This is a genomic window from Cystobacter fuscus DSM 2262, from assembly GCF_000335475.2.
Classification (GTDB): domain Bacteria; phylum Myxococcota; class Myxococcia; order Myxococcales; family Myxococcaceae; genus Cystobacter; species Cystobacter fuscus.
On record NZ_ANAH02000015.1, the window covers coordinates 283225 to 308399 of the forward strand.

General features: G+C 69.5%; 22 protein-coding genes and 1 pseudogene. 8 read left to right on the plus strand and 15 right to left on the minus strand.

The window, feature by feature from the left end:
• Nucleotides 1-112: 112 nt before the first annotated feature.
• The 3 genes from D187_RS58875 to D187_RS26660 are packed head-to-tail and all read left to right on the plus strand — an operon-like array spanning nt 113 to nt 6824.
• Nucleotides 113-3826 carry a serine/threonine-protein kinase gene (locus tag D187_RS58875; protein ID WP_002629449.1) on the plus strand — a complete coding sequence of 1238 codons (3714 nt, stop codon included), beginning with the start codon at nt 113-115 and terminating at the stop codon, nt 3824-3826.
• Between the two features lie 46 nt (nt 3827-3872).
• Nucleotides 3873-5366 (plus strand): hypothetical protein, encoded by a 1494-nt coding sequence (locus D187_RS26655; RefSeq protein ID WP_002629450.1) that lies wholly within the window; start codon nt 3873-3875, stop codon nt 5364-5366.
• A 15-nt stretch (nt 5367-5381) separates the two neighbouring features.
• A complete protein-coding gene (locus tag D187_RS26660; protein ID WP_002629451.1) occupies nt 5382-6824 on the plus strand; it encodes a serine/threonine-protein kinase in 1443 nt (480 codons plus the stop codon).
• Nucleotides 6825-6832: 8 nt separating this feature from the next.
• On the opposite strand, the gene D187_RS26665 is transcribed toward D187_RS26660, so the two are convergent.
• Both D187_RS26665 and D187_RS58155 read right to left on the minus strand, forming a co-directional pair.
• Nucleotides 6833-7603, minus strand: coding sequence for a hypothetical protein (locus tag D187_RS26665; protein ID WP_002629452.1), 771 nt, complete (start codon nt 7601-7603; stop codon nt 6833-6835).
• On the minus strand, nt 7600-8208 hold the full coding sequence (locus D187_RS58155; protein ID WP_245591836.1) for a hypothetical protein: 609 nt from the start codon (nt 8206-8208) through the stop codon (nt 7600-7602). The genes D187_RS26665 and D187_RS58155 overlap by 4 nt, the downstream gene beginning before the upstream one ends.
• Nucleotides 8209-8367: 159 nt before the next feature.
• Here D187_RS58155 and D187_RS26675 point away from each other — a divergent pair, with 159 nt between their 5' ends.
• On the plus strand, nt 8368-9081 hold the full coding sequence (locus tag D187_RS26675) for an SDR family NAD(P)-dependent oxidoreductase (RefSeq protein ID WP_043431582.1): 714 nt from the start codon (nt 8368-8370) through the stop codon (nt 9079-9081).
• Between the two features lie 60 nt (nt 9082-9141).
• On the opposite strand, the gene D187_RS26680 is transcribed toward D187_RS26675, so the two are convergent.
• Nucleotides 9142-10362 (minus strand): M57 family metalloprotease, encoded by a 1221-nt coding sequence (locus tag D187_RS26680; protein ID WP_081713874.1) that lies wholly within the window; start codon nt 10360-10362, stop codon nt 9142-9144.
• A gap of 357 nt (nt 10363-10719) precedes the next feature.
• Between D187_RS26680 and D187_RS26685 the strand changes: the two genes are divergently transcribed.
• The gene (locus D187_RS26685; RefSeq protein WP_002629457.1) at nt 10720-11325 is read left to right on the plus strand and encodes an isochorismatase family protein; all 606 of its coding nucleotides are present in this window, start codon (nt 10720-10722) and stop codon (nt 11323-11325) included.
• Nucleotides 11322-12299, plus strand: coding sequence for a GlxA family transcriptional regulator (locus D187_RS26690; RefSeq protein ID WP_002629458.1), 978 nt, complete (start codon nt 11322-11324; stop codon nt 12297-12299). The genes D187_RS26685 and D187_RS26690 overlap by 4 nt, the downstream gene beginning before the upstream one ends.
• On the opposite strand, the gene D187_RS26695 is transcribed toward D187_RS26690, so the two are convergent.
• The 7 genes from D187_RS26695 to D187_RS26710 all read right to left on the minus strand — a co-directional run bounded on the left by D187_RS26695 (nt 12296) and on the right by D187_RS26710 (nt 16260).
• Nucleotides 12296-13561: a dicarboxylate/amino acid:cation symporter gene (locus tag D187_RS26695; RefSeq protein ID WP_002629459.1), complete on the minus strand. Its 1266-nt coding sequence runs from the start codon at nt 13559-13561 to the stop codon at nt 12296-12298. The genes D187_RS26690 and D187_RS26695 overlap by 4 nt on opposite strands.
• A 183-nt stretch (nt 13562-13744) precedes the next feature.
• Nucleotides 13745-14080, minus strand: a complete 336-nt coding sequence (locus tag D187_RS58160) for a hypothetical protein (protein WP_245591837.1) — start codon at nt 14078-14080, stop codon at nt 13745-13747.
• A 103-nt stretch (nt 14081-14183) separates the two neighbouring features.
• A complete protein-coding gene (locus D187_RS58165; RefSeq protein ID WP_002629461.1) occupies nt 14184-14603 on the minus strand; it encodes a hypothetical protein in 420 nt (139 codons plus the stop codon).
• 8 nt (nt 14604-14611) lie between these two features.
• Nucleotides 14612-14821: a hypothetical protein gene (locus tag D187_RS58170; RefSeq protein WP_002629462.1), complete on the minus strand. Its 210-nt coding sequence runs from the start codon at nt 14819-14821 to the stop codon at nt 14612-14614.
• Nucleotides 14818-15171, minus strand: coding sequence for a hypothetical protein (locus D187_RS58175; RefSeq protein ID WP_002629463.1), 354 nt, complete (start codon nt 15169-15171; stop codon nt 14818-14820). Before D187_RS58175 ends, D187_RS58170 begins: the two co-directional genes overlap by 4 nt.
• A 283-nt stretch (nt 15172-15454) precedes the next feature.
• Complete coding sequence (locus D187_RS26705) at nt 15455-15952, minus strand: type II TA system antitoxin MqsA family protein (protein ID WP_002629464.1); 498 nt, start codon at nt 15950-15952, stop codon at nt 15455-15457.
• A gap of 32 nt (nt 15953-15984) precedes the next feature.
• Entirely contained in the window at nt 15985-16260 is a 276-nt protein-coding gene (locus tag D187_RS26710) for a DUF4258 domain-containing protein (protein ID WP_155893589.1), read from the minus strand.
• Nucleotides 16261-16831: 571 nt separating this feature from the next.
• On the opposite strand from D187_RS26710, the gene D187_RS26715 reads away from it, so the two are divergent.
• Together D187_RS26715 and D187_RS26720 are read left to right on the plus strand one after the other, a co-directional pair.
• Nucleotides 16832-17089 (plus strand): hypothetical protein, encoded by a 258-nt coding sequence (locus D187_RS26715; protein ID WP_002629465.1) that lies wholly within the window; start codon nt 16832-16834, stop codon nt 17087-17089.
• 50 nt (nt 17090-17139) lie between these two features.
• Nucleotides 17140-17865: a hypothetical protein gene (locus D187_RS26720; protein WP_155893590.1), complete on the plus strand. Its 726-nt coding sequence runs from the start codon at nt 17140-17142 to the stop codon at nt 17863-17865.
• A 569-nt stretch (nt 17866-18434) separates the two neighbouring features.
• Here D187_RS26720 and D187_RS26725 read toward each other — a convergent pair.
• The 5 genes and pseudogenes from D187_RS26725 to D187_RS59575 all read right to left on the minus strand — a co-directional run.
• Nucleotides 18435-19157 (minus strand): copper homeostasis protein CutC, encoded by a 723-nt coding sequence (locus tag D187_RS26725; protein ID WP_002629467.1) that lies wholly within the window; start codon nt 19155-19157, stop codon nt 18435-18437.
• Nucleotides 19158-19163: 6 nt separating this feature from the next.
• On the minus strand, nt 19164-21572 hold the full coding sequence (locus tag D187_RS26730; RefSeq protein ID WP_002629468.1) for a GH92 family glycosyl hydrolase: 2409 nt from the start codon (nt 21570-21572) through the stop codon (nt 19164-19166).
• 281 nt (nt 21573-21853) lie between these two features.
• Nucleotides 21854-22897 carry an RING finger protein gene (locus D187_RS26735; RefSeq protein WP_002629469.1) on the minus strand — a complete coding sequence of 348 codons (1044 nt, stop codon included), beginning with the start codon at nt 22895-22897 and terminating at the stop codon, nt 21854-21856.
• Nucleotides 22898-22917: 20 nt separating this feature from the next.
• Nucleotides 22918-24681: a DEAD/DEAH box helicase gene (locus D187_RS26740; RefSeq protein WP_002629470.1), complete on the minus strand. Its 1764-nt coding sequence runs from the start codon at nt 24679-24681 to the stop codon at nt 22918-22920.
• 197 nt (nt 24682-24878) lie between these two features.
• Nucleotides 24879-25057, minus strand: a pseudogene (locus tag D187_RS59575) (DDE-type integrase/transposase/recombinase); the annotation flags it as partial.
• Between the last annotated feature and the right edge of the window lie 118 nt (nt 25058-25175).

Consider the following 25175-nt stretch of genomic DNA (forward strand, 5'->3'; position numbering starts at 1 on the left):
CCACCGCTCCCCCATGCGCTGCCCGGTCTGCCACCGCCGCCTCCCCCCCGGCTCCGCCTGTCCGCTCCACGCGGAGCGGCCCCGGCTCCCCCTCGAGGAGCCCGAGCCCCTCGTGCCTCCCCACGTGCCTGGATTCCCGCTCCTCGCGCCCCTGGGCACCGGCGGCTTCTCCCAGGTCTTCTCCGCCCGCCGGGAGCAGGACGGCGCCGAGGTGGCCGTGAAGGTGGCCCTCGGCTCCTCCGCCTCGCCCCGCTTCACCCACGAGGCCGCCGCCCTGCGCCGCGTGGGCCCCCCCACCGCCCCCTCCCTCCTGGGACAGGGTGAGCTGCCCGGAGGCCGGGCCTTCCTCGTGCTGGAACGTCTGCACGGACAGACGCTCGCCGCCTGGATGGCCGCGCTCCCCGGCTCCGGCGCCGCCTCGCTCCCCCACGTGCGCGAGCTGCTCTCCGGCCTGTGCACCGCCCTGGAGCACGTCCACGGCGTGGGGCTCGTCCACCGCGACCTCAAGCCCGAGAACCTCTTCCTGCGCGAGGGCGGCGCGCTCAGCCTCCTGGACTTCGGCCTCGCGCGCTTCCTCGACGCCCCGGACGCCAGGCAGTCCGAGCCCTCCGTCCGCCTCACCCGCACCGGCGAGCGGCTCGGCACCCCCTTCTACATGTCGCCCGAGCAGTGCCTCGCCTCGCCGGACGTGGACGCGCGCGCGGACCTCTACGCGCTCGGTGTCCTCCTCTTCGAGCTGCTCACCGGCGCTCCGCCCTTCACCGGCGGGCCGGACGAGGTGCGGCGGGGCCATGTGAGCCTGCGCCCGCCCCTCGCCTCCGAGCGCGCCGCCCTGCCCCGAGCCCTCGACGACGTCCTCCTGCGCTGCCTCGCCAAGGAGCCCACGGAGCGCTTCGCCTCGGCCTCCGCGCTGCTCGCCGCCTTCGACACCGCGTGCCGCACCGCGCCCGCCACGCCCGCGCCCGCGCTTCCCCGGAGCCCCGCGCCCTCCCAGGGAGTACGGCCCGTGGCCCTGCTCGGCGTGGCCGGAGACGTGGAAGCGCCGTGGCTCGCCGCGGCCGTCGCCCCCGAGGGGGGACTGCTCGCGCGCGTCCATCCGGGCCGCTACCTCGTCGCCTTCCCCGAGCACCCCTCGGCCGAGGCGGGACTGCGCGCCGCCCTGCGCGCCGCGCGCCCCCTCTCCCGCGAGCCCGGCGTGTCCACCGTGCTCCACCTCGCCCCGCTGCGCGTGCGCCCCGGGGCCTCGCAGCTGCGGCTCGCCGGCGAGGCCCTGGACGCACCCGACACCTGGTGGCCCCGCGAGGGCCTCACCCCCGAGGCCGCGCTCGCGCTCGGCGAGGGCGCCACGGCTCCCGGCCCGGAAGACACCGCCCCCGAGGCCGAGCCCCCTCCCCTGTTCGGCCGTGACGCGCTGCTCGACACCCTGTGCGCGGACGCGGCGCGCGCCTTCTCCGGCCCGGGCCCGGGGCTGACCGTGCTCACCGGCGAGCCGGGACTCGGCAAGACGCGCGTGCTCGACGCGCTCGCCACGCGCATGGAGGCGCAGCCCGGCGTGCGCGTGGTGCGCCTCGCCGCTCCCCCACCCGACACGACGCCAGGGGATGCCCTGCTCCACGCGCTGTGGGACGCCATCGCATCCCCGCTGCCCTTTCCCGCCCCCACCCGGCGTCAGGCGCTCGCCCGCGCCGTGGCCGAGGCCCTGCGCCAGTCCGGCACCCGGGGGCCCCTCGCCCTGCTGCTGGATGACGCGCACCAGGCGGACCCCACTACCCTGGACGCGCTGGAGGTGGCCACGCTCGCCGCGCCGGGCATACCCCTGTGGGTGTGCGCCGCCGCCCGTCCCGAGCTGCGCGGCCTGCGTCCGCTGCTGGGCGAGCGCGCCGGGCACCTCGCGCACCAGGCACTGCCGCCGCTCGCGCCCGAGGCCCAGCGCGCGCTCCTGCGCCACCTGCTGCGCCCCGCCGAGTTCATCCCCGAGCCGGTGCTCGCCCGCCTGGAGCAACTGACGCAAGGCGTGCCCCTGTCCCTGGTGGAGGTGGCACGGGCGCTGCGCACCTCGGGCACGCTGCGCGCCACGGCGGACGGCGAGGGCTACGTGGCCGCGGACGAGCTGCTCCACGTCTCGGTGACGCCCCTCTTCGAGCGGCTCGCGGCGCGCGCGCTGGCGGTGCTGCCCGAGGCGCACCAGGGGCTGGCGCGGCTGTGCGCGGTGCTCGGCCAGGAGGTGACGGTGGCGCGGGTGGACGCGGCCCAGCGGCACCTGGAGAAGAAGGAGGACACCGCGCGCATGGCGGGCCTGGACGCGGGCACGGGGCTCGCGCGGCTGGAGCGCGCGGGTTTGCTGCGCGCGGTGGGGCCCGGGCGCTACGTCTTCCGTCAACCCCAGCTGCGCGAGGCGCTCGAGCGGGCACTGCCCCCCACCTGGCGCCGGGCCCTGCACCTGGCGGCCCTGCGCGCGCTCCCGGAGGGGGACACGGAGCCCCGCGCGCGCGCACGCCATGCCGCAGCCAGTGGGGCGCACGAGGAAGCCTTCACCGCCTGGTTCGCGCTCGGCGAGGCCGCGCGGCGCGCCCACCGTCACGTGGAGGCCGAGCAGGACTACACCCACGCGCTCGCGCAGCTCCCCGAGGGAGACCGGGAGCGCCGGGCGCGGGTGCTGGCCGGCCGGGGCCGGGTGCGCTACCGCACCCACCGCTTCCACGAGGCGCTGGCGGACCTGGGGCAGGCGCGCGCGCTGGCCCGGGCCCTGGGCAACACCGCCCTGGAGGTGGATCTGCTCCTGGAGGAGGCCACGCTCGTGGACTGGCTGGAGGACGCCGAGGGCTCGGCGGCGCGCACCCACGAGGCGCTGGAGAAGGCCGAGTCACTGGATGACCCGCGGCTGTCGGTGCGCTGCTCGCTGGCGCGCGCGCGGCAGTCCTGGCGGGAGGGGGACTGGGCGCGCGCCACGCGGCTGCTCACCGCCACGGTGGAGGCGGCCACGCTCGCGCGGGACACGGAGACGCGCATCATCGCGTTGATGATGCAGGGCACGGGGCTCGCGCTGGACGGACAGGAGGCCCCGGCCACGGCGGCCTTCGACGAGGCGCTCGCGCTGAGCCAGCGGGAGGGGGACGCGCTGCACCGGGCCGCGACCCTCATCAACCGCACCTTCCTGTGGCGCCTGCGCGGGGACCTCCAGGGCACCGAGAGCGATCTGCGCGAGGCCATCGCCCTGGGGCGCGAGCTGGGGCATGCGCAGGTGGAGCGCTGGAGCGTGGGGCAGCTCGCCGAGTGCCTGCACTGGATGGGGCGCGACGCGGAGGCGTTGGGGCTCGCGCGGCGGGCGCACGAGCTGGGGGTGCGCTTCTTCGGGGCGCACCCGGTGGCGGTGGACGCGGTGTTGCTCGCGCGCGTGGCCCTGGCGCTGGGGGACACACGGGAGGCGCGCGCGCTGCTCGACTGGCTCGACACCCATTGCGCGCCGGAGCGGACCCCGCCCAACACCCGGGCCCTCTGGCGTCTGGTGGCGCTGCGCGTGGCGGAGGCGGAGTCCGGCACCCGCGACGCGGCCGCCTGGCGCGCGCTCGCGGACGAGGCCGCGCCGGACACCTCGGGCGATGAGCTCACGGAGCTGCTGCACCAGGCCGCCGTGGCCGCGTGGGAGGCCGGCGCCTGGGACGAGGCCCGGCAGTGGCTCGTCCGCGCGCGCGACACCGCCCGGGCCTCCCCCCTGTGGCGCTCACGGCTGGACGCCCTCGCCGTGGACTGGGAGGCAACATCCACGCCCGAGCCCCGTGGCCTCCCCGGCAACAACCCTTCACCCCTTCCCCTTTCTCGAGGGTGAGCCCCCGGACCTCCGGCTGGTCCACCTCCTGCATCCGAGGCCGAACATGAATTTCTCGCGAGTCCAACCCTTCCAGAAGCCCATGTCCTTCCCGCTCCGGGCCCTCCTCCTGGGAGTGGCGTTGTCGAGCGGGGCCACGGGTTGTCAGCCGGAGCAGGACAGCGCGGGGGGGGAGGAGCAGACGCGCACCGGGGAGCACTCGCTGCGGGTGGCCAACTCGCTCACCACCCAGGCCCTGGTGCTCAACGCCATCACCACCAACCCCTCGGCGAGCGCGATGCTCACCAGCGGCGGCTTGCAGAACATGTTCTACCCGGCGGGGGGGAGCTACGCCTCGCTGCAGCGGCAGCTCCTGGACCCGGACGCCCAGCAGGTCATGTCCTACCTGGTGAGCTGCGCGCTGGACGCGGGCAGCCAGGTGCCGTGGACGGAGCCCACCTCGGGCACGCTGCACATCTGGAAGGGCAAGCTCGGACTGTGTCCCGAGTGGAAGACCGGAGCTCCCAGCGCGGAGTGCAAGAACCGGGTGTCGGCCTGCCTGCTCGCGCGCAACAACGCCCTGGGCCGCCGCGTGGAGTTGTCCCTGCGGGGAGAGGATCCCTCGCGGCCCAGCCTCTTCTCACTGGAGGGGGTGACGCTTCCGGTGGAGCACGATCCGAACACGGATGCCCTGGTGCCCAGCTACAGCGCCTGCGCCACGCCAAGCACCGTGACGACGCGCGATTGTGGCTGGAAGGGGGACGGCATCGGGCGGTGCGTGCCGGGGCAGTTCGTACGGCTGGGAGCGGGCGCGCGCGCGCCGGACCAGTGCGGCACGGGCGCGGTGTTGGGCTCGGCGAGCGGCGCCCCGATGATGCTGCGCGCCTGCGAGGGCATCACCGGGTGCGATGACGGGAGCGCGCGGCGTCTGGCGCTCGGCGTGGGCGCGTGCGGTACGAGCCAGCCGTCGATGAGCTTCACCTGTCCGGCCTCGGGCGTCTTCAGCGTGATGAGCCAGGCGGCCGACAGCACGCAGACGGGCACGGTGTCGGTGCAGGAGGAGACGGGCACGCCGGCGGGCACGGCTTATCCCCTCTCGGAGGCCGAGGTGTTCTCCGTGCGCGAGGGGGCCTACTTCGGCAACATCTTCGAGCCGTCGGCCCTCGGGGCGAAGGTGTACGTCGACGAGGCCGGGAAGATCCAGGGCAAGCAGCAGGTCATCCGGGGCGCGGTGTACCGCAAGATGTACTCGTGCCAGGCGGCGGGCTGGAGCGACGCGGCGGCCTACGCGGCGAACCGGCTGTGCGCGCTGCCCTCCAGCGGCGCCAACTGCGCGGCGATCCCCACGGGCACGTGCGTGAACCCGACGGCGCCCGCCTATCCGAGCTCCCGGTGCGCGTTCTCGGACGGGCCGGTGGTGGGAGGAGACATGGACTTCGAGAAGTGCCGCGACTCGACGACGGGCGCGACGTGGAACGAGCCCATCACCGTGTTCCTGCATGACGCGTGCGCCCTGATGCCCAAGGGCTCCGATGCCTGCCGGACGAACGGCCAGAAGTAGAGGGGAGACACGGCCATGACCCACAAGCGGGACGACGCCTATCCCTGGCCGGACGCCGCCGAGCCGAGCGCCCAATCCCTGTATGGAGAGGAATTGTCACCGGGGGCGCTCGTGGGGGGCTCGGTGGTCGAGGGGGTGCGCTATCGGGGCGGCGCGGCGACGCTCTACCGGGCCCGGGCGGCGCGGACGGGCGAGCCCGTGGCGCTCAAGGTGCTGCACCTCCAGTTCGCCACGGCGCGGGGCGCCCTGCGCCGCTTCCAGCAGGAGGGGGAGACGCTGCGCCGGCTGCGCCATCCGCACATCGTGGACGTGATGGAGCACGGCACGCTGCCGGACGGACGGCCCTTCATCGCCATGGAGTGGCTGGAGGGAAGGGATCTGGCGGCGGAGTTGGCGGCACGAGGTCCCCTGTCGACGCGGGAGGCGCTGGAGGTGCTGGAGCAGGTGGGCTCGGCGCTGCGGGCGGCGCACGGGGCGGGCGTGGTGCACCGGGACTTGAAGGCGCAGAACGTGGTGGTGGTGGGAGCGGGGGCGGCGGGCCCGCAGGTGAAGCTGGTGGACTTCGGGGTGGCGAAGCTGCTGGCGCCGGAGGACGCGGGCACGGGCGCGACGAGCACGGGGCTGGTGCTGGGCACGCCCTTGTCCATGGCGCCGGAGCAGATCCGCGGCGAGACGCCCGATGCGCGCACGGACCTCTATGGGCTGGGGGTGCTGCTGTACCAGCTCGTCACCGGACAGCCGCCCTTCCTGGGCCCCACGCAGGTGGAGCTGGAGGAGCAGCACCTGCACGCGCCGGTGCCGAGGGCGAGTGAGCGGGCGCCGGTGCCGGTGGGGCTGGACGCGGTGGTGGCGCGGTGCATGGAGAAGCAGCGGGAGGCGCGCTACCCGGGGGTGGACGCGGTGCTGGAGGACTTGCGGCGGGTGGTGAGGGGCGAGGGCGCGGGCCGCATCCGGCAGGTACGGGCGCTGGGGCTGTACGTGGAGGCGCGGCCGTGGGGACGGGTGGACGACACCACCCTGGACACGATGGACGCGCGGATGGAGGGCGTGCGCGCGAGGATGGATGCACAGGGGCTGACGGTGATGGTGGAAGGCAGCGGCTTCCTGTTGGGGGTGGCGGCGCTGCCGGAGGAGCCCGAGGCGGAGCGGGAGTTCCGGCGACGGGTGCTGGAGATGGCGCTGACGCTCGCGGAGGAGCCCGGGGCACGGAGGGAGGAGGCGCGGGTGTCCCTGGAGCCCACGCTTCACGTGGACCTGGCGACGCTGCGCTCGGATGGATTGGGAGGAACGGGCCTGGGCGGTGGACGGTTGATGCGCCTGTCGGCCTGGACGGGGGAACACCCGGGACGGGGCGTGCTCGTGACGAAGGAGGCGCTGACGGGCCTGGAGGCGGGCCTGCACTCACGGCCCCTCTCCAGCGGTGCGCAGCTGAGTCACGTCTGGCGCGAGGCGCACTGAGCCACGTCTCAGGCGTCCCGCAGAGCCATGGAGAGCGGATAGAGCGCCCGGTGATTGACGTTGGGATGGTATACGGCGAGATGAAACTCCCCCGCGATCAGCACCCACGTACGTAGAGGCGGATGGGATTGCGCACGCAGCCAGGCTTGCGCTTCCTCGCGAGTGGCGAACGAGGCGCTGGCCACCGGCGGGTCCTTCATTTCGAGCCAGCCGAGATAGCGCTCGAGATCCTGATTCCATGGCAAGCGCCGGAGATTCGTTTCGCGATCGTAGGCCACGTGATGATAGCGGTCACCAATCAAGATATCGGCGGACACGGGCGGGCTCGGATGGGTCCTGAGCCATGTCTCCGCCTGTGCACTCGTCTCGAACGCGGCCACGACCATGGGGGGAGCGTGAGATTCGTCACGCTGGATGAACTCCGCCAGGGAGTCGTACTGGCAGGTCGCGGAGATGAAACGAAGCGCATCGAGAACGGCGTGGATGCCTTCCTGTTCTCCGGCGGACGTGGGGTCATCGAGAAGCTCCTTGAAGAAGCTCTCCGTCTTGCTCAGGAGTTCTCTCGGTTCCGGTGCACACTCCTCCCGGGTCACGGTGGATGACCGCACCTCATGGCCTTCTCGAAAGTCCATGAAGGAGTACCATTGGCCCGTGGCGGAGATGAAGGTCAAAGCATCCCGGGCGAGGCCGAGAATCCGCGCCTGCTCTTGAGACTGCCCATCACTCCAACGCCGCCCAATCACCTGCTGTGCATCCGAGAAAACCATGAAGTTCTTCATGGATGCACCGCCAGGAATGAAGGCCCGGAAGCCGTCTCGGAAGATGCGAGAACGATGACGGGAGCGAGCAACAGCGCGCCACCACCACTCGCTCCGACAACGACGACGAACGACACGCCAGCGATCACGACAACGGCCCCCACCAACAGCTTCTCGCTATTGCGCTCAATCCAATCAATCGCGTCATCCAGGGCATGGAACTTCACGGCCTTGCCTTCAGCCAACTCCTTGAGTCTGTTGCAATCAAGGTACGGCTGCAGGCACTTCAGACGGCAATGCTCATTCTTGGCGCCGCTCGTCATATGGCTCCAATGACGGCCGCGCAGTCCTGCGAGGCACATGCGCTCACACGCGACAAGTTCCTCTTCACAGTCCCGGTTGAAGGACACTTGGATGACACGACTTTGCAAGTCGCGAGAATCCGCCAGATACTGATATTGGACCCGGAATGCCTCGATGGGCTTCCATGAATGGGTCATCCGCCCATCCGGCCCTCTTTCAACGACGAGGACGTGTTTGACCAATTCCCGAGCATCGCGAGGGGCTGGAGTCACGTGACGGGTCGCGCCACACGACAGCAGCAATACGCAGAGGCTCAAAGCCATGAGCCTTTCGGCCGCTGATGGGGGTCGCATTGAAGCTGGCGTTCTCGCACGCCCCGCACACCATGTCCACCGTCCAGGTACCCCAACGGAGCGTTCAACCACGGACGGAAGAAAGCATAGGTCTTGAGCCCCGAACCCTCGGCCATTAATCCCGAGGCCATGACGACCCAGGTAGCGGTGGTGTTTGGAGTAGGCCCGGGATTGGGCGCGGCGGTGGCCCGGCGTTTCGCGCGCGAGGGCTATACGGTGGCATTGCTCGCGCGCGGCGAGGCAGCGGCACGCGAGGTCCGCGCCGATATCCAGAAAGAGGGAGGACGCGCGGAGGTGTTCACCGCGGATGCGGGAGACGCGGGCTCGGTCTCGGCCGCCTTCTCCCGCATCCGCGCGGAGCTGGGCGCCCCCGAGGTGCTCGTCTACAACGCGGGCGCCTTCCACGTGGCGAGCGTGCTCGATCTGGATCCCGCCACCTTCGAGGCCGCCTGGCGCACCAACTGCCTGGGCGGCTTCCTGTGCGCGCGCGAGGTGCTCCCCGCCATGCTCGAGCGCGGACGTGGCACCCTGCTCTTCAGCGGCGCCACCGCGTCCTTGCGCGGCGGCGCGCGCTTCGCCGGACTCGCCGTGGGCAAGTTCGGCCTGCGGGCTCTCGCCCAATCACTTGCACGAGAAGTCGGACCCCAGGGCATCCACGTGGCCCACGTGGTCATCGATGGGATGATCGACACGCCCCGCGTGCGCGGCATGGCCCCGGAGCGAAGCGCCTCGACGATGCTCTCCCCGGAGGACCTGGCGGAGACGTACTGGCAATTGCACCGGCAACCTCCCTCCGTCTGGACGCAGGAGTTGGATGTGCGCCCCTCCGGCGAGAAGTTCTGACTGCTTCGACAGTCAGGTGTTGCTCGGACCGACCCGAGAGGAATGGGGGACGGGTTACAGTCAGTGTCCGCCCGTGTTCGAGTTCCAGAGCGGGGTCATGCCGTCTTTCGCATAGACGACGAGGTTGCCATCGTTCTGGATGGCCAGATAGGCGCCCGGATTGCCGTAGGTGATGGACGACCAGAGGGAACTGCCGACAACCGGGGTGGTCGTCGTATAGAGGACGAAGTTGCCATCGCCCTGCATCCAGGCCGACTTCCCCTGCGAGCCCCCGGTCACCGTCGACCACAGGGCACCGTGGCCGTTCCAGTAATGGACCAGGTTCCCATCGGCTTGCATGTAGAGCAAGAATCGGCCATCGCTCGACGAGATGCTCTGCCCGGAGACAAGGCCCTGTTCCGGCAGGATAGCGACGGGATAGTGCGATCTGACGCCGACGGCATCCGTCGGCGTCAGCTTGAGATCGCCGACGTTCGTGCCATTGCACTGCGGATAGTGCATCACCGAGGCCGAATCATAGGCAGTCACGGCCCGCCAGTAGGAGTCTGTCTCATTGCACGCGCCGGCCGCCGCCTCGGGCCGGACGTGCTCGTGGCGGAAACCAAGCACGTGTCCAAGCTCGTGCCGCAGGATGCCGGCCAGCGTCCAGGGGGTAATGTTCCCAAACGAGCTGACGTCGATCAGGATCTCGCGAGCTTCACGTGGATCGCCCGGAAAGAAAGCGCGGGCCAGAGTGGGCTGCATGTTGGTCACCATCCGCACATTGAAGACAACGTTGGTGGTGTTGTTGCAGTTGGAATCCAGCGACGAGGTGTGGACGAACTTGAGGCTCGCGCCAGTCGCCTTCCAGTCGGCGGCGGCGGTGTTCATCGCGCTCACCACGCTGGCGTAGTAACCGCCGAAGCTGGCCGAGTTGATGCAGTAGGTGAGGTTGAGCGCCGCGGGGATGCTCCACTTGTTGGCCCATCCGGGGAGGTTGAGGGCGGTGAGGGGCTGCTGGGTCTGGCCCACGCCCTCCTGCTCAGTCGCGGAAGCCTTCTGGCCGATCATCCGGTCGTAGAACTCGCGCAGGCGGGCCTCGTTCAGGGCGGGCTCGTCACCGTTGACAATGAATATTCCCGTGTCGGGGTCCTGAAAAGCTCGCGCACGGAACTCTTCCCAGGTCGGCTGTTGCTGCGATTGTTGTTGCAATTGCTGTTCAGCTTCACCCGCGCACCCCGCGAGGCTGAATATCGATACAAAAGCAGCACGAGCAGCCAGACTGTAAATATTGATTCGCATGGATTCCCCTTCACGAGTTGTGAGCATCGCGAGCACTTGAAGTGTAGGAACTACACCAACTCGAAAAAGGGTGCGAGGTGTTTTTTCGGCGCACGGGGTACTCTCGCCCTCCAGCACACCCCATCAGGGCCCACGCGACAGTTCGGCTCTCCGGCCGTATGGGTCAGAAATCCCCATAGGCATCCACGAAAGCCTTCAGCCGAGAGCAGCCCTGCCACGAACACCAACGAGCGCGGGGCCAGGGCGCGAAGAAACCCATGGCCGGAAATGTCCCCTTATGGTCCGCTGCGGCCCTGATGTCGGGGCCGTGGCGGGGCTATTCACCCTCACGAACCCGCCGTCCCGCTGGAGTCCGTGATGCTGAAACCCGAAGACGTGCCCCTGGCTCAATCCGCCCTGCTGGTCATCGACGTGCAGGACTCCTTCAAGGTGAGCCCACGCTGGGAGCGGCGCAGCACGCCGGACTTCGAGCGCAACGTCGCGTCGCTGGTGGACGCGTACCGGGCCGCGGGGCTGCCGGTCCTCTACTTCCTGCACACGGACGGCGACCCCGGCTTCGAGCCGGGCGGCCCGCACCTCAAGCTGATGGACTTCCTCGCCCCGCGCGCGGACGAGCCCGTGCTGATGAAGCAGACACGCAACTGCTTCACCTCCACGCCCCTCTCACCGCTCCTGCTCGCCCGCGGCGTGCGGCGCCTGGCCGTGACGGGCATCCAGATGGAGCAGTGCTGCGAGACGACGGCGCGCGTGGCCGCGGACCTGGGCTACGCGGTGGACTTCGTGCAGGACGCCACGATGACGTTCCCCATCCCCAACTGGGACGTGCCGGGAGAGGAGCTCGGCGTCGACGCCATCACCGAGCGCACGGCGTATGCGCTGCGCCGCCGCTTCGCGCGCATCACCCATGCCCGGCAGCTGGTGGCCGAGCTCGCCGCCCTCCCCCGCGCCCGGACCGCCGCGTGAGCCGGCGCGGCCCGCCCCCTTCCCCGCCGCCCCGCCCCGCCCCGCGCGTCCTCTTCGCGCTCGCGCCGGGCGTGGAGGTGATGGACCTGGCCGGGCCGATGCAGGCCTTCCACGAGGCCGCGGGCTTCGGGCACCCGTACGCCGTCGTGTCCGTGTCCCCGACGCCCACCGTGCGCACGGCGCAGGGCCTGGAGCTCGCGGGCCTCGCGCCACTGCCGAAGGACGTGGGCCCCGGTGACCGCGTCATCGTGCCGGGCTACCCGGTGGCGACGACGCGGGTGCCGCCCGCGCTGCTGTCCTGGTTGCGCGCGGCGGCGGGCGCGGGCGCGCAGGTGTGCGCGGTGTGCACGGGGGCGTTCGCGCTGGGCGAGGCGGGCCTGCTGGACGGCCGCCGCTGCACCACGCACTGGCGGCGCACGCAGGAGTTGCAGGCGCGCTTCCCGCGTGCGCGCGTGCTGGGCGAGCGGCTCTTCGTGGAGGACGCGGGCGTCGTCACCAGCGCGGGCATCAGCGCGGGGGTGGACATGGCGCTCGCGTTGCTGGAGCGCGATGGCGGGCCGCTGCTCGCCTCGAGCGTCGCGCGCGAGATGGTGGTGTACCTGCGCCGTGACGGGGCGCAGTCGCAGGACAGCGTCTACCTGGACTTCCAGACGCACCTGAACCCGGGCGTGCACCGCGTGCAGCAGTACCTGGTCGCGCACCCCGAGGCGAAGGCGACGCTGGCCGAACTGGGCCGCGTGGCCTCCATGAGCGAGCGCAACCTCACGCGCGCCTTCCGCCGCGCCACCGGCATCAGCGTGCACGCCTACCGCGAGCGCGTGCGGATGGAGCGCGCCAAGGAGCTGCTGCGCAACCCCGAGCTCACGGTGGAGGCCGTGGCCGAGGCCTGCGGCTACGCCGACGTGCGCCAACTGCGCCGCGTCTGGAACGCGGTGCACGGCGGACCCCCGCGCCGCCCTCCCGCGCGCGGCTAGGACGACTCCTCCACACCGACGTTGCTGGAGGCCCGGTCGTACACGGCCACGTCGAGCAATCCTTCCTCCCTGGCCACCAGGACCGGCACCAGCATCTGGCCGGTGACGTTGGTCAACGTGCGCATCATGTCCAGGACGCGATCGATGGCGAGCAGGTAGCCCAGCCCCTCCAGGGGCAGTCCGGCGGAGCTGAGCACCACCGTGGCCATCACCACCGCCGTCCCCGGCACGCCCGCGGTGCCGAAGCTGCCGAGCACCGAGGCCAGCAGGATGATGAAGTACTGCGACGCCGACAACTCCAGGCCGAAGTACTGCGCGACGAAGAGGGAGGCGAGGGCCGGGTAGATGGCGCCGCAGCCGTCCATCTTGATGCTGGCGCCCAGCGGCACCGCGAAGGCCGCGTAGTCGCGGTTCACCCCGAGGTTGTGCGTGACACTGCGCAGGGCCACGGGCATGGACGCGAAGCTGGATGCGCTGACGAAGGCCACCTGCATCCCGGGCGCCGCGCCCCGGAAGAAGCGCAGCGGATTGAGCCCATGCGCCAGCAGCAGTCCTCCATAGACGAACACGACGTGCAGCGCGCAAGCCACGTACAACGCGAGCACGAACCGGCCCAGCGGTAGCAGGCGCTCGAAGCCGTAGGTGCCCACCAGGGCGGCGATGAGCCCGAAGGTCCCGAGCGGGGTCAGCTCCAGCACGAACCGGGTGACCTGGATCATCGCCTCGCTGGCCTCGCCCACCAGCGCGCGCAGCCTCGCCGTCTTCTCGCCCAGCTTGACCAGCGCGAAGCCCAGCAGGCCGGCGAAGAAGATGACCTGGAGGATCTTCCCCTCGGCCAGGGCGGCGAAGGGATTGGTCGGAACCACGCCCAGCAGCACCTGCACCGGTCCCGGGACCTCGCGCGGCTTGTAGCCCTCGGCCATCACCAGCGTGCCCACGCCGAGCCCCGGGCGAAGCAGGGTGGCGGTGCCCAACCCCACGCCCACCGCCAGTGCCGCGGTCACGGCGAACCACAGGAACGTCTTGCCGCCCAACGCCGCCACGCTCTTCTGCCCGTGCAGCGCCGACACCGCGTGGATGACCGCGAAGAACACCAGCGGCGTGGCGATCATCCGGATGAGGTTGACGTACAGCGTGCCCAGCGGCTGCAGCCAGGGCCCCGCCGCTTCGCCCATTGCCCAACCCGCCAGCGCGCCGAGCACGAAACCGCCCAGCACGCGCTGCCAGAACGGAATGCGGAACCACCAGGACAGCAGTTTCATGGGCGCTGTCTAAGAACGCCATCACCCATTGTCAATGCGGGCTACTGGCGCGCGGGTGCCAATCGGCTTTTCTGTTTCCGGGCCCTACGGTGTCTCCACCAGCTCGGCCAGGTCGAAGCTCCGGAGAACCTTGCTGGGTGAACCGGAGCCTCGACAATTCACGATCATCTCCATCTGGTCTGCTCAGCGCTCCAGGCCGAGCAGGAAGAGATCCGAGCGTCCCTCGGCCTCGAGGGTTCGCGCACCCACCGTGAGCATGCTGGAGAACTGGCCCAGCACGGCGGCGAAGCCCTCCTTCGTCACCGCGAGGGAGGCGCTCTCGAGTCCGGGCGAGCCCCTATCGGGACCGCTCGCGGTGAAGCCTCGCGACCAGAGCGGCTCCCCCGTCACCCGGTTGAACTTCGCGATGTAGACGTTGGCCAACGTCGCCGGGTTGCCAGGCAGGGGCCCCAGCACCCCGAGGTCTTCACGGCCCGCCTCGTAGCTGCCCACCACCACCACGCCGTCCCGCTCATCCATGGCGACGTCCTCGACGCTGAAGCCGAAGTTCCATGCCCAGCGCTCCGCCCCATCCCGAGTGAAGGCGGCGACGAAGGCATCCTGTCGGAAGTCTCTGTTGAGGCTAGCGGTGTGCACCCGCGAAGGTGAAGGTGAGGTCGAACGTGCCCACCACCACCACCCGGTTGCCATGCGTGGCCACGCTCCGGGCGAAGCCGGCCGCCCCCTCCAACCGCCGCACCCAGCGCACGGCGCCCTCCGGCGAGAGCATGAGGACGAAGGGCTCCGGCTGGACGTCGGTGTAAACCGAGCCACACAGCAGGAGGTTGTCCTGGCTGTCCACGGCGGCGCCCAGGCCCAGGCCCTGGTGCTCCACGTCGAGGAACGTCCACAGGTTCTCGCCCGAGGGAGAGTACTTGGAGAGAAAGGCACTGGAGGTGTCGATTCCCACCGGGAACTCCCGGGTGGAGAGGGGGCCTCGCCCGAAGTCCACCGTGCCCGCCATCTCCCCGGCCAGGGCGATGTTGCCGTCCCGGTCCGTCACGATGCGGGTCAGCCCGGCTCGGTGGAGTAGCCGCGAGACCAGAGCCGGCGCCCCTGAGGGTCGAGCTTCACGAGGAGCAGGCCGGAGAGCAGCACTCCCTCCCCGAAGTCCACGTTCTCCGCGGCGAGGAAGAGAAGGATGTTGCGGTGCCTGTCCACCGCATGGCGGAAGCCGAAGGCACGGCCCTGCAGGTCCGGCCGGGCGCCGAGGACCTTCACCCACCGCAAGCGTCCCTGGACGTCGTAGCGCGCGAGCGCCACCGCGGCGCTGGACGAGCCCCCTGAGCCAGGACGGGGCCCTCGCCGAGATCGATGCGGCCGATGAAGTTCACCCTGGCGAGGAAGCCGCCGTCCCTGTCTCGGGCCAGGGTTCCGCTGTTGTCATCGGGCCCGGTGAGCAGTTGGGCCCAGCGCAGCGCGCCGGTGGGCCTCCCGGACCCGTCCGCCGCCTGGGCCACCTGCGCGGGGGCCTCGGACACCGGCTCGTCTCTCACCGTCCCGCCACACGCGGCCAATCCCGCCATCAGCAGCAGCGGCAGGACATACCCTCTCCCATTTCCGCGTCGCATGCCTTTCCCCCCCCTCCTTGAAAGCAAAAGCCTCGCGGCTCCCGCGCAGGGAATCCTGTGCACGCGGAGCACAACCGCCGATGGCTGAGGGATGGAGGCCAGCGTTCGCCAGGAGATGGAGGCGCCTGGCTGGTTGGACAGCGGCGCGAGTCCCAAACCCGCCCCGCCGCTTCGCTGGAAAGACGGCTCCCCGCTGGCTTGACGACGAGCGCAGGGCATGAGGAGGCACGCTTCGCGGTGAGACAACCTGGCGGAGTCCGGGCAGCCCCAAATAGCGACTGATTCAAACCTGCGCGCCCAGATCGGCCGGCTCCCAATGCGCTTGGACCGACTGGAATGCCATCAACTCAGACTGGCGCTTCTCCACATCCACCTCTTCCAGTTCCGCCAGGTGGTAGTCGGTCATCCGCTCCTCATGCACCACCATGAGACGCAGAACCATCTCTGCGGTCCAGCCCATGTCCTGCTTGCCCGTCTCCCACCTCGACACGGTCTCCGGCGCCACGTGCATCCGGCGCGCGAAATCTTCTCCAGAGAACCCCAGATACTTTCGCAGAAAACGGACCTCCTTGGCGGTCAACCGGACCCGCTTCCTCACCAACGTCAGCGCCAAGCTGCGGTGCAGCGCCTCCACGCGCGGCAACACCAGCTCCCACTCTCCACAGGTCGCGCAGCGGCGAACTTCCACCCCCACCAGCGTCACGTTATCCAGGCCAGACTCGGTGTATCGGTGGTTCTCCCGGCGCGTCTCCATCTTCCCGCCGCAGTTCAGGCACTCCATTGCCTTTCGTCCTTTCCTATGGATGGGGGCACCTACCTCCGCCAAGCGGTCACGACCACCATGTTCAGCTCGGGTCGAAACGCCACCACCACGACGTATCGCGGAGTGGACACGCGATAGCGCCAACTACCTCGCTCCCACTCGGCCTCCGTCTCAATGCGACCGCCACGAAGAACGTTGATAGCGTCCTGCGTGGTCATGTCGTCTGCGTCCAACTCCTCAAGGGCGTGGCGTGAGAAGGACACCTGTTCTTCCTTCAAGCAGCGCTGAACCAGCTTCATCGCCTCGTTCCGGTTCAGCCGATTCACCCCCGCCCTCCTGTCAGCACCTCGCACTTGATGTAACATCAAGGGTTGACGTACGCAAGGTGCGAAGCAGTTGCCTCCCCCACCCATGAGCACTGTAGGATACGGACATACAGTGCAGCACTGGAGCGGACCAAGTACTTGGCGCCTATTTGGTCGGGGCCGCTCCAGCATCTCGCCCGAAGAGCGACCTGCCAGGTGTAGTGCCTACCGCAAACAGAGAAACATGCGGGCTGGGCTCCCGGTGGAGAGGCCGTGCAGCCGCTTGGAGCATACGCCTGCCCAGGCGGCCCACCTTGGCGGCAGGCAACAGGGGCGTGGGCGTCTGGTGCAGCAACCCGGCCCCATCCCGTCGCGGCATCCGCTCCTGCTTCGGCTCCTTCCTGGCCGCTGTCTCAGACGCCACTCCCTCCCCCTCCTCTCCTGATGGGGGGAGTTCGGGCGGCCCCCGTCAGCGGCCCTCCTCGGCCCCTCCGCTCCAGCCCTCACTTTCAAATGGCCTCCCATCTTTTTTATGCTTCGAGGTGCCATGGCACCCTCAAATAACCCTACACGACTGAAGGCGAGGAAACTCGTGCCTTCCGAGACTGGCGCAACACGAGCCTATGCCGGGTACGAGTATCAATTGCTCGTCAGCCTCTGGGTCGCGCTGGTGCTGCTCTTCGAGGAAGAGTGCGCGGAGCAGCTCGAACTCGAGCCGGCGTCCCAGGAGGACATCGAGGTGGACCTCGGCGTGCCTTCGGAGCGTGCGTCAGCCATGATCGAGGTCACTCAGAGGATGATTCTCCAGGTCAAGCTCCACTCTTCATCTCCCTGGTCGGTGTCTGACTGAACGAATCCGATGCCGATGTCTGGATGGATGCGAGCGCTGAAATCTACGTCATGAGCTATGCGCTCACCGCTGCGGTAATGGAGCGTAGGCATCAGCAGGGCTATCAGTGGTTGTTGGAGCATCCCCGGCGAAAGAATCTCCTGGGCTACTGGCAGAGCGCGCTCACCAAGCAGATTCCACCCATCATTGAATCGAAATTGGATGATGAGGAGAGAGCAGAAGAGCAAGAGCGGGTGGAGCGGGCGCGAGAACAGCCCGTGACGGTGGAAGAATTGCGTGCCTTCTACCATTGCTGCATGCCCGACAACGCCTGGGCTCTTTGGAACTTGGTCAAGCATTTCCAAGTATCCGAACTCGTTCCGGAGTTGCTCGAAACGCTGGTGGTGGGCCCGCCAAGATACATGGGCAAGTGCCTGGAGGCGCTCTGTTCACAGGCGACGGAGAACGATTTTCGCGAGCAACTGGATGCCGCCTTGAAGCGGGCCTCTAGTACCCGCCGCGACGCCATCCTCTTCCTGAGCTACATGCACGACTGGGCCAGCGTGGCCCACTCCGAATCGGCATGGATCGTCAACCAAGCACTTGAGGAAGCGTTATCGTCTCCAGTGATGCCTGCGCTTCTCGCCTGCCGCCAGGAGGAAGAGAAAGGTGAGCCCCCACCCGAGATGCTTGCCAAGCTCGGCCCCGAGGATCGACGAGTTCTGAGGGGGTGGTCCCGCGAGACGGATTTTCGGCTCGGACGTGCCGCGCTCGTGGTACTCGCCGCGTTGGGGTGAACCCCAACGTGCTCGAACTCCGATCCCTGGCGATGAGGGGCCTCGTCGATCACCTCGCATACCAGCCTACGGCCGGGCAAACCGTGGACCTGGAGCCGCTTCTTTCCATGTCCAGCCATCCACGCGAGAGATTGGCCATCCCAGCGTGGTCGGGGTTGGCGCTCATCGGTGAGCGCGCCTGGAATGCCTGCTGTGAACTCCTGATAACCCGTGAGGAGCACACCGATGAGCAGGCAGCGCTGCTGGTGTTCATCTCGACGGGACTCGGATATCCGGTGCGACAGGGACCCATCGTTGGGCTGATTCCGGAAGACTCCCCTGTCTGGACGGTGGCAGAGTGGCTCACCCTTCAGGAGCCTACAGTAGAGGGTGCCTCCTCCATCAATCATGAACGGAATGACATGCGCGGAATCGTGGGGCGCATCTCCTCCCCCCTCACTACAGGTCATCGCGGTCAGGCTCAAGCTCCCTCAAGTGGGGCAGAGCCGAAGCCGGAAAAGGCAGGCGGGCCAGCAGAGACAGCAGTGAGGGTGGAGCCGACGAAGGAGCGTGCGCCGTGATTGGGTGAGCTACCTCATCTGCGCCAGGATGCCCGCCAACTCCTGTTCATCCGGCAGATAGACGTTCCCGAAGTCCAACACCCTGGGGTTGCCATGCAACATGGGGTTGACCGTGGGTCTGCGCACGGAGCCGTGGTACTCCCGTGCACCGGACTCCTCCATCAGCTTTCCGAGGTTGGATGAGCGGATTCCCGCCCCCGGCATGACGATGATGCGCTCGCCCGCGGCCTTCACCAACTCCCCCAGCACTCGTCCCGCTTCTGGCGCGCCACTGGCCTGACCCGACGTGAGCACACGCTCGCAACCCGCTTCGATCAGATCCTCCAGGGCCTGGAACATGTCCGGCGTCGCATCGAAGGCACGGTTGCAGGTGACGCCCATCGGCCCCGCCAGTTCGACGAACCGCTTCATCAAGTCCTTGTCGATCCGTCCATCGAGCAACTGCGCGCCAATGGAGATGCCATCGCAACCGAGCTCACGGCAGACGCGGATGTCCTGCTCGATGATGGCGATCTCGTCCTCATCGTAATAGTAGTTGCCCGCCCGGGGTCTCACGAGGGGGTAGAGCTTGATGGAGATCTTCTCCCGGGTGCGCTTGATGGCACCGTGGCTCGGAGTGGTTCCCCCTTCCGTCGGATTGTCGCAAAGCTCGACGCGAGAGGCACCGGCCTTCTCCGCGATGAGGCACGACTGGATGTTGAACGAGCAGACTTCGAGGATGGCCTTGGGCATGGAGGGCTACCGGGTCGAGCGTGGGCCGAAGGACGGCGGAGCATCCGCGGGAGCGGCACCCCATCCGCGGTCGGGCGTTGGCGAGAGTTCGAACTCCAGGACGCCGTCGCGAGCGATGAAGTCCGCCGGCAGCCAGGCCCGCTGGGAGGGCTTTCCATTGACCTTGAGGCTCCGCACATAGGGCGCGTTGGGTGCGGCGCCGGTGCCCTTGATGGTGAGGGTCGCGCCCGGGCGGGAGATCCGCGCCGACGTGAACAGCGGACTGCCGACGACCAGCTCGGCGCGCCCCGGGTAGACCGGATACAGCCCCAGGGCCGACCAGACGTACCAGGACGACATCTGCCCCAGGTCGTCGTTTCCGGAGATGCCTTCGGGTGCGTGGGTCCAGATCTTCCGCATGGCGGCGCGCACGACAGCCTGTGTCTTCCAAGGCTCGCCGGCGAACAGATAGAGCCAGGGAGCCGCGATGGACGGCTCGTTGTCCAATTCGGCGTGCAGCGGACCAGCCTTGGTGACCACCCACTCCCCCTTCTCGTCCTGGAAGAACCCGTCCAGCCGGGCCCGCGCCTTGTCACGTCCGCCCATCAGCTCGAACAAGCCAGCGGGATCGAACGGAACCATCCACAAGTAGTGGGCCCCCGACCCCTCGACGAACTCATCATCGGAGGCCGGATCGAAGGCGGGCCAGCTCCCATCGGCGTTGCGCGGCTGGATATAGCCGCCCGCGCTCGTGGCGGCGGGGTTGTACAGGTTGCGCCACCAGCCCGACCGTTCGGTGAAGCGCCGGACGTTCGTCTTGTCGCCGGCCAGGCGCGCCAGCTGCGCCATGGCGAAATCCGCCGCCGCCAGTTCCAGCGTGTCGGACGCGCTGCCCCAGCCGGGCGAGCCGACGGGCATGTAGTGGTGCGACAACCATTGATCGAGCCCCGGCCGCTGGCCCTGACAGAGGACCGGACAGCCGACGCGGCCGAGGTCCTTGGGCGTCGGAACCGTCGCGGCCTTGAGGAGCGAGGCATAGGCGCCCTTCAGGTCGAAGTCGCGTCCACCGAAGGCATGGATGGCGGCCACGGTGGGCGGCGAGGGATCGCCGTTCATCACCCCCGTCGCCCCCGTGACGTGCGTCCAGCGATCCCAGACACCGCCGTTCTGGCGGGCCTGGTTGAGCAGGGACTGCGCGAGGTCGGAGCCGACCTTGGGCTCCAACAGTGTGACGAGCTGCACCTGCGAGCGATAGACGTCCCAGCCGGAGAAGTTGGCGTATTGCGCCTTCTGGGCGCCCGAGACCTCGTGGATCCTGCCGTCCATGCCGAGGTAGCGGCCATCCACGTCGCTGTGCAGGCTGGGATGAATCAGGGAATGGTAGAGCGCCGTGTAGAACACCGTGCGGTCATCGCGGCTTCCGCCCTCGATGCGGACCTTCCCCAGCAGCTGGTTCCAGGCGTCACGCGTGGCGCCTTGCGTCCCCTCCAGCGTCGCCGAGACCGGGCTCTCGGCCTCCAGATTGGCCAGGGCGCCCGCCTCGTCGACATAGGACACGCCTATGCGCACGTTGACGACGGGAGCGGTCTTCGGCTCGAAGGAGATCCATCCGCCGGAGCCCTTGCCCGCCGGTGGGAAGCCCTGCTCGCCATAGGTGGTTCCTCCCTCCGTCGAGGTCGAGCCGGGCGTCACCACGCCATCGCGCCACGTGCCGCCCGTCGTGAAGGGCTGGTCGAACACCGCCACGAAATGAAGCGTGTAGTAGCTCTCGCGCCGGTCGGTGGCGAGGTAGCCGCAGAAGTTGCCGCTGGTCACCGAGCCCGAGACCGTTCGTTTGTCCGGCGAGATGCGGGTGACGGCGGCGGTGCTGCCGGTCTGCGAGTCGGAGGTGCGGAACAGGACGTTCGCGGGCTTGTCGGCCGGGAAGGAGAACCGGCCCACCGCCGTCCTCGGCGTCGCCGCCAGCTCGACGGTCACACCGTTCTCCATCGCCACGCGATAGGCACCGGGCGAGGCGCTCTCCTTCGCATGGCTCATCAGGCTGGAATAGGCGGTGTAGGCGTCTGGCGAGGACGGAGAGATGCGCACCGGGGTGGTGATGGGCATGAGGGGGATGTCGCCCCCTGCTCCGGCGCAACCGCTGCCCGACAGGTGGGTGAGGCTGAAGCCCCGGATTCCATTGGAGCGCCACTCGTACCCGCCGGGCGCGGCGATGGGCGCGCGCCGGCCGGGCAGGGGGCTCTGGTCGGGACTGAAAGACACCATGCCGAACGGAGCGACGGGTCCCGGAAAGACGTTGCCTCCGTTCGTCGTGCCGATGAAGGGATTCACCTCCTGGACTGGCGTCGGAGCCTGGGCCTGGGCGTCGAGGGCCAGGAGAAGGGCACCCAGCACCAGGCCGGCGCCACGGAGGGGCATGAAGAGATGGGACGACAAGGAGGCCTCCCTCTGGATGGGGCGTGACGGCTCCCCGTCCGAGGCCTCTTATCGCCCTCTTCCGGGTCTGACCACCGGGTTCGCCTCGGCTTCACCCGGCTCCCCCTCACGCGCGGCCTGTCCTCGTCCCCCTGTTCCATCCAAGCAAGGCAGGTGTCCCCACAAGGCAGGTGTCAAAGGATTTGCTCCGACACCTCACCCCGACCAGTTGTCTGGATCTCTGCTCAGACACTCTTCTGATACGTCGCGGTCCACGGCGCGGCGGCCGAAGCACAGCGCATTCACGTGCCGCAGGCGGGACAGTGGGGGCGGCCGGAGGCCAGGGGAACGCACGTCTCGCACAGCACGTGGAGCCGCTCGTCACAAAGGGCGGGCCGCTCGGTGGTACCCAGACAGCCCTCGCAGGGCAGCCGGTCGAAGACCTGGGCTCCAGCGGGCAGCCGCAGTTCCAGCTCGCGCGAGCCCTTACGCCGCCGCACGCGCATCCTCACGCGGGCCACCGGCGCGGCCACCCACAGCGCCGCCGCCAGCCGGGTGTGCACGCGCAAGGTGAAGCGGTCCGCCAGATCCCTCAGCTTGCTGTCCCGCTCCGCCACCAGGTGTCGAACCTTGGCCTCCATCGCGGCGGCGTCCACCCTCCGCCGGGGCGCCCGCGCCTCCGCCACCATCGCCGCGTAATACGCGGCCATGCGCTCGTAATCCCTCGCGTGCCTCCGGGCCGTCGCCTCCCTCACTCCTCGCAGCACCCGCTCCTCGACCTCTGGCGCGTAGCGCGCCAGCCACCGCTCCGCGCCGGGTACCACCGCCGACTCCGGCCACGGCGCCAGCGCTCCTTCCGCGCCCACGTCACACGCGGCGATGAATCCCTCGTCTGGCACCGCCCCCTCCTGGGCGTGCACCCCCAACGCCACCACCCCCTCGTGCCGCTCGTCCGCCTCGGCCACGTACGCCAGCCACGCCACCAGATACGTCGCCTCCCCCCCCGCCACCTCGAGCACCTCGGCCACGCCGTTGCGGATGACGTAACGCTCGGCCAGGCTGCGCGCGTACCCCGCCTTGGGCGACGGCTCCCGCTTCATCCGCGCCGCCGTGACCGGCACCTCTCGCCGCGCCGCCCCCACCACCGCCTCCAGCAGGGGCGTCCCCAGACCGCACGCCACCACGTCCCCGCCTCCCACCGCCGACAGCCGCACCTCCTCGGCCAGACCCATCTCCCGGGAGAGTTCCGGCGGCAGCAGCGCCAGCACCTCCCCCCCATCCTCCGCCTCCAGCAGCGCCCCTCGTCGCGCGAGCGACTGTGCCGTGAATGCGAGGGGATCCGGCACCCCCCGTGCCGCCTCCGCCCTCATGCCTCGAAGTCCTTTCCGAAGAGCGCCGCGTCGAGCGCCCGCGTCCGCTCGTACTGCCCGCGCGCCCGCGCCAGTTCCTCCGCGATGTCATCGAAGGCCCGTATCACCTCCTCCTCCCCACGGGACTCGGCATAGATGGAGAGGATGCGCTCCTCCAGGTCGCGCTCGTCGGCGAGGTTGCCCAGCACCATGTCCATCTCCCCCACCACCAGCTCGAAGAGGTGGATGCGCCGGTCCAGCACGTCCAGCACCCGGTCCTCCGCCGTCCCCTTCGCGCAGAGGTTGTAGACGCGCACCTCTTCCGTCTGTCCGAAGCGGTGCAGCCGGCCGATGCGCTGTTCAATCACCATGGGGTTCCATGGCAGATCGAAGTTCACCAGCACGTGACAGGACTGGAGGTTGTGCCCCTCGCTGCCCACGTCAGTGGCCAGCAGCACGGGCGCACCGGCGCGGAAGCGCGTGAGGGCCTCGTGTTTCTGCGTCTGGCTCATCCCCCCATGCACCACCTCGCGGGGCACTCCCGCCTCCTCCAGCACCTGCTCCACATAGCCGAGTGTCTCGCGGTAGCGGCTGAAGACAAGCACCTGCTCGCGGTGGGCGCGGAGGATGTCCACCAGGGCCCGGGCCTTGGCCGACTCGCGCACCGCCTCGGCCTGGCGCCCCAGCCGCTCGAGCTCGCGGGCGACAGTGGGCGAGCGCCCGTCCTGTCCGGTGAGGTGGCGCTCGCTCTGGCGGCGCAGGGTGCCGCGGACCGCGGCGGGGCTGGAACCCGCCTCCAGCAGCAACGTCGAGGCGGAGAGACGGGCCCGAGCCTCGCCCGCGTGGCGCTGGAGGAAGCCCCGCACCTCGGTGTAGAGGGCGCGCTCGCCCTCCAGCGGCTCCACCGCCACCGTCGTCACGTAGCGCGGCGGCAGTTTCAGCCCGCAGCGGGCCCGGGTGTTGCGGATGAGCACCTCGGACAGCAGGCGCCGCAGCTTCTCCCGGTTGCGTGGAGAGGTGGGGTCCTTCGTGTCCACGTACTGGCGCCGGAAGTCGGCGGGCGTGGCGAGCTGCCCGGGCCGCAGCAGGGTGACGAGGTTGTAGACCTCCTCCAGGTCGTTCTCCACCGGAGTCGCCGTGAGCAACAGGAGGAAGCGGCTCTTGAGCCCGTCCACCAGCTTCCAGGCCAGCGTGCGCCGGTTCTTCACGTGGTGGGCCTCGTCGACGATGACCAGGTCCCAGGGCTGTGCCTGGACGAGCGGCGCGTGCCGGGCGCTCCGGGCCAGGGCCAGCGAGGCGATGAGCACCCCCTCGCTCCGCCAGAAGGACTCGGGCGGCGTACCGGGGGAGAGGTCCGAGGTGGCCTGTGCCTCGAGACCGGCCTTGGCGACCAGCTCGCCCTTCCATTGGAGGACGAGCGTGGGCGGCACCAGCACCAGCACCCGGCGCACCATGCCGCGCAACTGGTACTCGCGCAGCACCATGAGTGCCTCCACCGTCTTGCCCAGGCCCACCTCGTCGGCGAGCAGGGCCCGGCCCCGGTGCTGGCGCAGCACTCGCCGGACCGTCTCGAGTTGGTAGACATGGGGCTCCACTCCGTGGAGGGAGGAGAAGGCGAGCAGCTCCTCGAACTGCTCGGCGGACGCGAGCGCATGGGCCCGCAGGGTGTGGGCCACGGCGGCCACTGAGTCCCTCGGCCGGGTGAGGAGCGGAGTCAATGCTTGCGGCTCGAGCGGCGCGAACTCGGCGCGCTCAAGGCCTGTCTCCCGCGAGCTGTGCATGACGTCTCCATTGAATTGGGACGGATGCCCTCCAGGACCGATGAGGAGTCCGTGATGGGCCCCGTCCGTGTCGGGGCTGCCCAGTACAGGATAATGCCCTACTCGGGAAGTTCAACCCGGAAGGTGACTTCCCAGGAAGGGACCTCCCCCAAGCGGGGGAAAAGGAGGGGCCGGAGTGAGGAGGGCCCGAGCGAATGGCGGCTCTGGAGCGCCATGTCGAGCGCGCCGAGCACCAGGCGTCGGTCGATGTTCTGGCGCATGGACCCACCCACCACCTCGCGCGAGAAAAGTTCCAGGACTACGGCCAGGTAGGGCCAGCCCTGCCTCGCCCCACGTAGGTCATGTCCGTGGCCCAGGTGCCATGGGGCTGGCCGGGGAAAGTCCTTGGCCACCTGGGGCAGGCTCATCATGGTGCCGTGCCGGGTGTCCGGTAGAGGGAGACATCACGGCCCCTTCAGCACAGCGCGACCACGAGAGTGTCCGCGCGAGCACGT

Coding starts and splice junctions, on each gene's coding strand:
- D187_RS26685 (WP_002629457.1), top strand. CDS start 10,720: ATGCTGAAACCCGAAGACGTGCCCCTGGCTCAATCCGCCCTGCTGGTC.
- D187_RS26660 (WP_002629451.1), top strand. CDS start 5,382: ATGACCCACAAGCGGGACGACGCCTATCCCTGGCCGGACGCCGCCGAG.
- D187_RS26680 (WP_081713874.1), bottom strand. CDS start 10,362: ATGCGAATCAATATTTACAGTCTGGCTGCTCGTGCTGCTTTTGTATCG.
- D187_RS26725 (WP_002629467.1), bottom strand. CDS start 19,157: ATGCCCAAGGCCATCCTCGAAGTCTGCTCGTTCAACATCCAGTCGTGC.
- D187_RS58160 (WP_245591837.1), bottom strand. CDS start 14,080: ATGGATGAGCGGGACGGCGTGGTGGTGGTGGGCAGCTACGAGGCGGGC.
- D187_RS26740 (WP_002629470.1), bottom strand. CDS start 24,681: ATGCACAGCTCGCGGGAGACAGGCCTTGAGCGCGCCGAGTTCGCGCCG.
- D187_RS58155 (WP_245591836.1), bottom strand. CDS start 8,208: ATGGCTTTGAGCCTCTGCGTATTGCTGCTGTCGTGTGGCGCGACCCGT.
- D187_RS26655 (WP_002629450.1), top strand. CDS start 3,873: ATGAATTTCTCGCGAGTCCAACCCTTCCAGAAGCCCATGTCCTTCCCG.
- D187_RS58175 (WP_002629463.1), bottom strand. CDS start 15,171: ATGCGACGCGGAAATGGGAGAGGGTATGTCCTGCCGCTGCTGCTGATG.
- D187_RS26665 (WP_002629452.1), bottom strand. CDS start 7,603: ATGAAGAACTTCATGGTTTTCTCGGATGCACAGCAGGTGATTGGGCGG.
- D187_RS26720 (WP_155893590.1), top strand. CDS start 17,140: ATGAGCTATGCGCTCACCGCTGCGGTAATGGAGCGTAGGCATCAGCAG.
- D187_RS26705 (WP_002629464.1), bottom strand. CDS start 15,952: ATGGAGTGCCTGAACTGCGGCGGGAAGATGGAGACGCGCCGGGAGAAC.
- D187_RS26695 (WP_002629459.1), bottom strand. CDS start 13,561: ATGAAACTGCTGTCCTGGTGGTTCCGCATTCCGTTCTGGCAGCGCGTG.
- D187_RS26675 (WP_043431582.1), top strand. CDS start 8,368: ATGACGACCCAGGTAGCGGTGGTGTTTGGAGTAGGCCCGGGATTGGGC.